Origin of the sequence: Streptomyces sp. NPDC057474 (assembly GCF_042802555.1) — a bacterium.
GTDB lineage: Bacteria > Actinomycetota > Actinomycetes > Streptomycetales > Streptomycetaceae > Streptomyces.
The window spans coordinates 1-2,614 of record NZ_JBHVDX010000459.1; the positions used below are offsets into that span (position 1 = coordinate 1).

The window sequence follows — 2,614 nt, forward strand, 5'->3', positions numbered from 1 at the left end:
AGTGTGTTGGAGGGGGGTGGTGGTGCGGTGGTGGTGGCTGATGTGGAGTGGGAGCGGTTCGTTCCGGCGTTCACCAGTCGTCGTCCCAGCCCCCTGCTGACCAGCCTCCCCGGCCTCGGCGGCACCCGGACCGACTCCGCTGGCGAGAAGACGACGGGGGACACCCGCGCCGCCCTGACCGCCCGCCTCGCGGGCCGGCCCGAGACGGAACGCCGCCGGGCCCTGCGGGAACTGGTCTGTGAGCGGGCCACCCTCGTGCTGGGTCGCTCCGCCGACTCCTCCGTGGACGTCAACCGCGCCTTCCGGGACGTCGGGTTCGACTCCCTCACCGCTGTGGAACTCCGCAACCGGCTCAACGCCGAGACCGGTCTGCGACTGCCGTCCACCCTCGTCTTCGACCATCCGACACCTCGCCACCTCGCCGACCACCTGCACGACGAACTCTTCGCCGGTCCGGAAGCCGCGCCGGGTGGGTCCGCAACACCTGCCGAGTCCTACGGCAGCGACGAAGTGCGCTTCCGCAGTACCCTCGCCGCCATCCCGTTCTCCCGGTGGCAGCAGAGCGGTCTGCTCACGGCGGTGCTGACACTGGCGGAGTCCGATGCGTCCGGCACGCCCCAGGACGACGGGGACTCCGCCCACGGTGCGATCGGCGAGATGGATGTCGACGCACTCGTACAACTGGCCCTGGGTGACTCCACTTCCTGAGGCACCGTCCCACCCCCTACTTCTCCCCGGCCGCCCGCGTACGGGCCCACGAACCAGTGGAGCTGAGCATGTCCACCTCCGAAGAGCGCGTCGTCGCCGCGCTGCGCGCGTCCCTGACCGAGAACGAGCGCCTGCGCCGGCACAACGACGAACTCGTGCGGACGGCGACCGAACCGATTGCCATCATCGGCATGGCCTGTCGCTATCCCGGCGACGTCACCACCCCGGAACAGCTGTGGGACCTGGTCGCGGCCGGCGCCGACGCCATCACGCCCTTCCCTGCGGATCGAGGCTGGGACACGACCGGTGACGCGTCCACGGCCACCACACGCCAGGGCGGATTCGTCACCACGGCCGCCGACTTCGACGCGGGCTTCTTCGGGGTGTCGCCGCGCGAGGCGTTGGCGATGGACCCCCAACAGCGCCTGATCCTGGAAACGTCCTGGGAGGCCCTGGAACACGCGGGCCTGGCTCCCACCTCCGTGCGCGGCAGCCGCACCGGCGTCTACGTCGGCTGCAGCAACCAGAACTACGGAGCCGTCTCCGGCGACGACCTGCCCGAAGGCATCGGGGGCCATCTGCTCACCGGCAACGCGGCGAGTGTGGTGTCGGGGCGGGTGTCGTACGTGCTGGGTCTGGAGGGTCCGGCGGTGACGGTCGACACCGCCTGCTCGTCCTCGCTGGTGGCCCTGCATCTGGCGGCCCAGGCCCTGCGAGCCGGAGAGTGCGACCTCGCCCTCGCCGGAGGCGTCACCGTCATGTCCACCCCCGACGTCTTCACCGAGTTCGCGCGTCAGGGGGGTCTGGCGGGTGATGGGCGGTGCAAGGCGTTCGGTGAGGGCGCGGACGGGACGGGGTGGGGTGAGGGTGCGGGTGTGCTGCTGGTGGAGCGGTTGTCGGACGCGCGGCGGCTGGGACATCGGGTACTGGCGGTGGTGCGTGGTTCGGCGGTGAATCAGGATGGTGCGTCGAACGGGCTGACGGCGCCGAACGGTCCGGCTCAGCAGCGGGTGATCCGTGCGGCGTTGGCGGGTGCGGGGGTGTCGGCGTCCGAGGTGGATGTGGTGGAGGCGCACGGTACGGGGACCAGGCTGGGTGATCCGATCGAGGCGCAGGCGTTGCTGGCCACGTACGGGCGGGACAGGGCCGATGGGCGGCCGTTGTGGCTGGGGTCGGTGAAGTCGAATGTGGGTCACACGCAGGCGGCTGCGGGTGTGGCTGGTGTGATCAAAATGGTGCTGGCGATGCGGCACGGGGTGGTGCCGGCGACGTTGCATGTGGATGCGCCGTCGTCGCAGGTCGACTGGTTGTCGGGTGCGGTACGACTGGTGACCGAGCAGCAGCCATGGCCCGACACCGGCGGTCCGCGCGTGGCCGGCGTCTCGGCCTTCGGGGTCAGCGGCACCAACGCCCATGTGATCCTTGAACAGTCCCCCCTTCCGGAACCGCCAGGTGAGCCTCTCGCCGTCCCCGCGGACTCCGCACCCCTTGTATGGCCGTTGTCCGGCCGCACCGAGGACGCCCTGCGTGCCCAAGCCCGCACCCTTGCGGCCTTCGCCGACCGGCACCCCGAGGCCGCCGTGAGCCGGACCGGTCTCGCCCTCGCGACGACACGCACACACTTCGAACATCGGGCGGTCGTCGTCGCTGACGATCCCACTCGCCTCACCGAAGCACTGAACGGTCTCGCCGACGGCATCACCTCGGTACACACCATGGCCGGCCAGGACCACGGAGAGTCACGACAAGCGTTCCTGTTCTCGGGTCAGGGTGCGCAGCGTGCGGGGATGGGGCGGGAGTTGTATGAGGCATTCCCTGTGTTCGCGGATGCTTTCGATGCGGTGTGTGCGCATGCCGGTTCGGGGTTGCGGGATGTGGTGTTCGGTGATGATGCCGAGCGGTTGAG

Annotated in this window: 2 protein-coding genes; both read left to right on the forward strand. The window is 70.2% G+C overall.

What is annotated here, in order from left to right; all coding sequences use genetic code 11:
• A partial coding sequence (locus ACFU53_RS47630) for a beta-ketoacyl reductase (protein WP_384006807.1) occupies positions 1-708 on the forward strand: 708 nt, incomplete at its 5' end.
• A gap of 56 nt (positions 709-764) precedes the next feature.
• The coding region (locus ACFU53_RS47635; RefSeq protein WP_384006811.1) for a type I polyketide synthase at positions 765-2,614 on the forward strand (1,850 nt) is incomplete at its 3' end.